Raw genomic sequence first — 6,860 nt, forward strand, 5'->3', positions numbered from 1 at the left:
CCGCGCTGCCCGCGGTCGCCGGCTAATCACAGCGCAGCCCCGTGCCGGTGCCGTCGAGTTCGAGACGCACGAGAGCATCGCGCGCCTTCGTGGTGCCGCGCTCGGTGGCCTTCACGTACCAAGTCCTAGCCGCCGCCGCGTCCGGAGAACCGCCGATCCCGTTGTCGAGGGCGACCGCGTAGCAGTACATCCCCTCCGGGATGCCCGTCTCGGCGGCGTCACGGAACCAAGCGCGCGCCTTCGCCTCGCTCTTCTCGAACCTTTGCCCCTGCTGGTAGAGGATACCGATGTTGACCTTGGCCGCACCGCTGCCCAATTCGGCCGCGCGCCGATAGGCCTCGAAGGCATCCTGGTTGGCGCCCCGCCGGTCGTAGGCGCGGCCGAGCTGAAAATGGAGCCGGCGCAGACGCGGGGCCTCGGCGACCGCCGCCCGGCACGCCGCGACGGCCGCGGTGGGGCGCAGTTCCCGGAAGTTGATGGTCCGCTGCGCGTCGGGCGCATCAGGATCCCACGGCGCGCTCGCCAGATGGTCGCAGGACTCGATGGTCCCCATATCTATATCGCCGTCCCGGGCAGAGGACGACCCGCAGCACATCGCACCGCTCAGCACGGTAAATGCAAGATCTACCGCAAATATAGGCCTGTTAGCGACAGGTATACTCGGGGACAGCACCAGATTACCCCTCAACACGGCTGCTGTTCTATCTACGTGTTTGCGGGTTAATGCATCTACAATCTGAAGTGGTTAAAGCACCCGCATGACAGCTTGTGCGCAGCACCTCAGGATGATGGCCGCATGCCGTGGCAAGGCCGCCACACGCGCGCTCGGTTTACCCGAGCGCGGAGCAGCGCCGCGAAAGCCTCCGCCGGCCGGAACACAGCCGCGTTCCGGGCGGCGGAGGCTCAATGACAGGTGATCTGGACCGTGAAGTCGCGGGCCTTCTCGGCGATTGCGGCCCCGTCCATCGGATCCGTCATGCGCACGTTGATGGGCGCGTCGACGCCGTTGGCCTCCAGGAAGTTGAGGGCAATCGTCGACTTGATGGCGAAGTTGACGTTCTGCGGCACGTCGCCGGAGGCGAACGCGACCTGCTTGGACTGTACCACCCCGATCACGTTGCCGAACTGATCAAGGGCCGGGCCGCCGCTGTTGCCCTGTTGGACCGGTGCCGAGATCTGGATCTTGCGGGTGTCGTCGCCAGAGCCCGCGGTCGCCGTCACGCTGCCGATGGTGAAATTCCCCGTCGAAGCCAGGACGTTGCTCTGCGGATACCCGTAGACGTAGACGTTTTCGCCGAGCCGCGCCCGGATCGAGAGCGGCGGCACCACCTTCTGCGGAAAATCGGTGGTCAGCACCGCGAGGTCGTTGGCGGCGTCCCGGGCCACGAGACGGGCCCGCAGGGCGGTGTGGCCGGGCTGCTGCACGGAGAAGTCCGAGCACGCCTCCACCACATGGTTGTTGGTGAGCAGGTGCCCGCGTTCCGACACGTAGAAGCCGGTTCCGGTGCTGGTCATGCCGGTTTCGAGCTTGCGCGGATTATTCGGCTCGGGTTCCGCCTTCGCGGCGGCCGTCGTCACGTCCTTCTGGCAGCCGATGACAGCGTCGAAAGCCTCGGTGGATCCGACAAGGGATAGGACGGCGATCTGCCGCCCCTGGAAGATCACGTTGATGCTGCCGGACTCGGACAGGTCGGCGACGAAACGTTCCTTCAGCCCCGCCTGATACAAACCGTGCGCGTCCCCGCGCTCGAAGCCCATGAACGTCCCGTGCCACTTCTGGCGGCCCGCGATCATGTAGAGTTCGTACTGCCCGCCGACCTCCAGCGAACGCCACTTGGCGTTGGTGAGGGCCAGGTACGACGCACCGCGGGCGCCGTTGAAGCCGAACCACAGCGTCGTCCCGTCGCCGTAGCTCGCCGCGGCCAGGCAGCCGCCGAGGCTCTCACTGTAGCCGATGGACCAGCCCGCGACCTTGCCGAAGCTCTTGTCGACCGTCAGCTTCGGGGGCGCGGGCGAGGCCGCGGCGGGTTGAGCCACGCCGACGACCGCCAGAATAGCGGGGACAATCTTCATTCGGGACATGCGCGTCGATCCGCGTGCGACTTGGAACTGGGTCTCAGCGCGTTTGGTTGACCGAGGTCGTAGCATTGCCGCGCGGCGAGGCGAAGGGGTCTGCCGACGCGTTCACCACCTGCGCTCCCGTGGGGCCGGCGGCCGGCTGCATGGGCTGACGGTTCGCACGAACAACCTTCCGCCGCGGAGCCGGCACACGCCGCACCTCATGGATGACGCGGACGGTACGGCGCGGCGCGGCGTAGACGACGACGGGGCGCTCACGCGCCGCCTGCGCGGCAATCGAGCCGGCGATGACGCCGCCGAGGACGCCGCCGGCCAAGCCGCCGAATACGGCGCCCGCGCTTTGCGCGTGAGAGGGCGTAGGAGCCAAACTCAGTACGATGATCGCGCCAGCCGCGCCGGCCGACAACAAGAAACGCCCTTGCATCAACTCACCCTCTACAGACCAAGCTCAGAAGTGAGCGCGGCCTGATCGAAGCTTAGCCATATGAGCGACGCTGTGAAGGGGCATCGACCGCGTTTTGCCCATTTTAGGTTGCCTCTCGCGGGAGAAGGGCAACGGAAAGTTACGTAGACCGGGCGCACGACTGTGGCTCAATTTCTAGGGCTGGCCCAGATCTGTATGGTACTGAACTGTTCCAGTGCCGCGCGGCCTCAAATCAGGCGACCGAGCGATTCAGTCGGTTGCTCGGTCTTGGTCAGACGGGATACCTTCTGGCTCTCACATTTCAGTTGCGCTTTTTGGCTTTTCCACCGGCACCCTGTTGCGCTGGGCTTACGGCGCCGACGTTCTCTGCTCGCTGACGCTCGGCATGGGAGACGGGCGTTTCGGGCGGCCGCCTGATGCCCGCGTCGCCAGAGCGTTCACGCGAAGACGTGCGCGGGCTGGAGACGCCGCTGCGCCGGCCGCACGGCGATGCGGCGGATCTCCCGGACTGACCAGCGGATCAGTGAGCGCGCAGCATCGGCCGGGCTCGGTTTCTTGGGGGCGGCGCGTTGGCGTGAGGGCGGATTGCCGCCGGCAGGGCGGAGGTCATCATCACCACGCTGACGTGTCGATGCCAGCCGTGCCGGGAGCGGGTCTCGTTGCGAGCGGGCCCGACTTCGGTCTTAGCGGTCTCGAATGCGTCCTCGATCGTTAAGCGCTGGACCTCGACCGCCACCTGGGTCGCGATCGGAGTGCTGGCGAGGTATTAGGTCGTGAAGGAGGCACGCTCCCCGTCTGCCAGGCTGCGGCGGGTCAGGAGCCCCCGCGTCCACGGGCCGGCTTAATCGGAATCGGCGCCAGCGAAGTCGCCCAACGCGCAGCAGGCTTGATCGTACAGCCGCGCGCCTTCGTGCCCTCGCCCGCCTGCGGTCGTACCCGGCCTGGGGCATGCCGCGGGTAAGGAAGCTTCATCATCGTCAGGGCCCGGTCCGGCCGCGCCTCCCTGATTGTAGCCGATAATGGCACGGGAGCTGTGTGCTGGGGGCTGCAATCTCCGATCCAACCTCCCAGGCCGTGGTTCTCGGGGCGGCCAAGCCCGTCCTCCTCCAGCTTACATCAGGGTGCCTCGGTCCATGCGACCCGGCTCACGCACAGCGGGGCAGGGTGGAGCACATCGGATGCGCCAACCGGTTGCTCTGCCGGCTTTCACGCATGCGCTTCCCGCCCCCGTCACCAGTGAACTTGCAACCCGGCGGAGACGACCTGCACGTTGGCGCCGGGCCGGACGTCGCCGGTGTAGCTCAGCGATAGCATCACGCCCTCCGCTACGGGGCCGGCTAGGTTCACCCCCAGGACCGCCCCGTCTCGGCCGGGCGCGCTCGTCCGGCTCGCGAGCGGCACACCGAACAGGCTCGAGCGCACCGCCGCGAAAGTATCGCCCAGTTCGTGCGCCCAGTAGGCTCGGCCCTCCAGCCGCAGGCCCGCCGTGCCCTCGACCTCCAGGCTCGCCAGACGCATGCCCACCAGGGCGCGCGCCCCGTCGAGGCCGGCAGTGGTGAAGCTTTGGCTCGTCAAGCCGCCGCGCTCCGCCATCAGCGCCCGGGTCAGACGGTCGAAGCTGAAGCCCACCTCCGGCACGAACTCCACCGCTAGGCCCGTACGCAGCGCGTGGCCGGCAAAGCCCGAGACCCCGGCGCCCCAGCCCGACACCAAGCCGCTCGCCCGCGACACGCTCGAGCCCAGCGCCACCGTCCGGTCGATCCGCCCATCCGCCCAGGACAGACCCGCCGTGCCGCGTAGGATCAGCGCACCGAGACGAATGCTGGTGTAGAGCGTGCCGCCGTAGCTGTCCGCGGTGGTCCGTCCCAGCCCGAAACCCTGGCCCTTCGCAGTGCCGGTCTCGCGCAGGTAGCTGAACGCGCCGCCCACCAGCGTGGCGGCCCCGTTGCCGGATCCGACCTGCTGGTCGACGCCCAGCAGCAGCCCGCCCGCGTCGAGAACCGCCCCCGCGGCCGCCCGGTCGCCGGCGCGGGATCCGAACCCGTAGAGCGCATCCGACCAAACCCGGCCCTCGCCCGAAGCGAGGGGCTGGTCGGGAGCCGCCGCGGCCCCGCGCAGCTGCAGGGCGGAGCGGTTCGGGCCGAGCCCCGGATCGCCCGCGCTGAACGCGGCCGCGCCGCCACCCTGTCCGCGCAGATGCCGGTCGATCGTGTCGCTCACCAGTCGGCGCTCGGCGAGATCCGCCATCACGGCGTCGCCGTAGGCCTGACCCGACAGGCTCGCGAGGCTTGCCGGCAGCGTGGCCGGCCCGGCCGCGTAGAGCGCGTCGAACACCCGCGCCTGCGCCGCGTCCGGCCGCCTGCCGGCAACCGGGCGGGCGACGTCCAGGCTCGCGCCGACTGCCTGGGCGTTGCCGGTCTGACGGAGGCCGAGCCCGGCGAGCGTGCCGTAGGCGCCCGGCGTGACCACGAGGTCGAGGCCGGTGGCGCGGTAGAGTGCGTCGAAGCGAGTGCCCGCCGGCAGTCCCGACCCCGGCTGGGCGAGCCCTGCGAACGAGCCGGTTAGCCCCGCTTGGGCGGTCAGCACGCCGAAGCGCTGGCCGATGGCCGGGGTGAAGCTGTTGCTGGCGTTGCCGGTGATGCCGCGCAGCACCGGCGCCAGGGTTCCGCTGGCCGCCACCGTGCCGGTCGGGCCGAGCGCCAGCAGGCGGGCGTAACTGCCCGCGCCGGTACCGGTACCCGCCCCGTCGATGTCGAGGCCGAACCGGCTGCCGGACGTGAACGCGACAGGGCCGAGCACGGTGAGCGTGCCGGGGGAGTTGCCCGGCCGCAGCGCGCCTGCCACCGCGACCGGGGCCGCGATCGTGCCGATGCCGCGCAGCGTCCCGGCGGCGGCCACCGTCACGGGGGAGGCCCAGAAGCCGTCGAGCGAGAGAGTGCCGCCCTGGATCGTGGTCGGGCCGGAAAAGCGGCCGGTGCCGGTGAGCCTGAGGGTGCCGGACCCGATCTTGGTCACGCTGGTTGGGCTGGTACTCTCCAGGACGGCGCCGGCATAGGTGGTGCTGTCCGACCCCGTGACGGTGAGTGAGCCGTTGCCGATCACGCCCGAGGCCGTGCCGGCGAGGCTTGCGACCGTGAAGGTGGTGCCGCCGAGATCGAGCGGACCGGCATTTGTCAGGCTCGTCAGTCCGGCGAGCGGGCCGGTCAACATGAGGGATCCGGTGTTGGTCACCGCACCGTTGAGCTGGCCGGACAGGCGGGCGGTGCCGGTGTTGGCGAGGTCGGTGGTGAGGGTGCCATCGCTAGCCAGCAGGCCGGCGTTGCCGAGGCCCGCCGGCGCCGTCAGGCTGGCGGTCTGCGCGACCGTGACGGCGCCGGCATTGGCGAGCGGCCCGGCGAGGCTGTAGGCGCCGGTGACCGTGAGGGTCGCGCCGAGGGCGTTGGCGAAGGTGCCGTCGCTGGCTACAGCACCTGAGACCGTGAAGAGCCCGGCGTCGTTGCGGATGGCGCCGTCGATGCGGCCGGCGCTGGCCGTGACGATGCCGGTGTTGGTCAGCCCGCCCGCGACGGTGCCGCTGGTGACCAGCGTGCCGCTGTTCGACACGCCGCCCGCGATGGCGCCGTTGTTGGACAGGCTGCCGGTGTTGCCCGCTCCGCCCGTGACAGTGCCGCTGTTGGCTGCCTGACCAGCATTGGCGAGGCTGCCGACTAAGATTCCACTGGTCGTGAGCGTGCCGGTGTTCGCGACCGCGCCGGTGATCGTCCCGCAATTCGTGAAGCCGCCGAGATTGACGACACCGCCGCTGATCAGGCCGCCGTTGAGCGCGGTGCCGGCATTGGTGAGGCCGCCGGCCAGAGTTCCGGCGTTGACCAGGGTGGTGTGGGGCCGGGTGGACATCGGGGCGACGAGGCTGGCGGTGGCGGTGAGGCTGAGGCCGCCAACCGCCAGGGTGGCCGGCCCGGCGAAGCCGTGGGCAGCCGTCAGCGTCAGGGTGCCGGTGCCGAGCTTGGTCACGTCACCGGTCCCGGAGATGGTACCGGCGTAGGTGAGATCATCGGCGCGGTTGAAGGCCAGAGTGCCGGCATTGGCGATATCGCTCACGAGGCTGCCACTGGTGCCGCCATCGCCGAGTTGCAGAGTGCCGCTGGCGATGGTGGTGCCGCCGGTGAAGGTGCTGGCGCGGGTGAGGGTGAGGGTTCCGGGTCCTGCTTTGGTCAGGCCTCCGGTACCGTCGAGGGTTCCGTCAAAGGTGGTTGAGGTTCCGTCGCCGCCGGCGGTGAGGCGGGCGGCGCCCAGCGCGACGCGGCCCTGGCCGGCGAGGGATCCGACGGTTTCGCTGTCGGCGAGCGCCAGGGTC

At 69.8% G+C, this 6,860-nt stretch carries 4 protein-coding genes and 1 pseudogene; all 5 read right to left on the bottom strand.

The features are described from left to right. Positions 1-22 precede the first annotated feature (22 nt). A complete protein-coding gene (locus MFF58_RS20265) occupies positions 23-553 on the bottom strand; it encodes a tetratricopeptide repeat protein (protein WP_238290677.1) in 531 nt (176 codons plus the stop codon). A gap of 350 nt (positions 554-903) precedes the next feature. After that, positions 904-2,082, bottom strand: a complete 1,179-nt coding sequence (locus MFF58_RS20270; RefSeq protein WP_238290679.1) for a S1 family peptidase — start codon at positions 2,080-2,082, stop codon at positions 904-906. A gap of 34 nt (positions 2,083-2,116) precedes the next feature. Continuing rightward, complete coding sequence (locus MFF58_RS20275) at positions 2,117-2,503, bottom strand: hypothetical protein (RefSeq protein WP_238290681.1); 387 nt, start codon at positions 2,501-2,503, stop codon at positions 2,117-2,119. A 520-nt stretch (positions 2,504-3,023) separates the two neighbouring features. Then, positions 3,024-3,419: pseudogene (locus MFF58_RS20280) on the bottom strand (IS701 family transposase); the annotation flags it as partial. Positions 3,420-3,733: 314 nt separating this feature from the next. Then, a partial coding sequence (locus MFF58_RS20285; RefSeq protein WP_238290682.1) for an autotransporter domain-containing protein occupies positions 3,734-6,860 on the bottom strand: 3,127 nt, incomplete at its 5' end.

Source organism: Methylobacterium longum, assembly GCF_022179385.1.
GTDB lineage: Bacteria > Pseudomonadota > Alphaproteobacteria > Rhizobiales > Beijerinckiaceae > Methylobacterium > Methylobacterium longum.

Bases quoted from the DNA above. Each gene is read 5' to 3' on its own strand.
- MFF58_RS20265 (WP_238290677.1), bottom strand. From the start codon at position 553: ATGGGGACCATCGAGTCCTGCGACCATCTGGCGAGCGCGCCGTGGGAT.
- MFF58_RS20270 (WP_238290679.1), bottom strand. From the start codon at position 2,082: ATGTCCCGAATGAAGATTGTCCCCGCTATTCTGGCGGTCGTCGGCGTG.
- MFF58_RS20275 (WP_238290681.1), bottom strand. From the start codon at position 2,503: ATGCAAGGGCGTTTCTTGTTGTCGGCCGGCGCGGCTGGCGCGATCATC.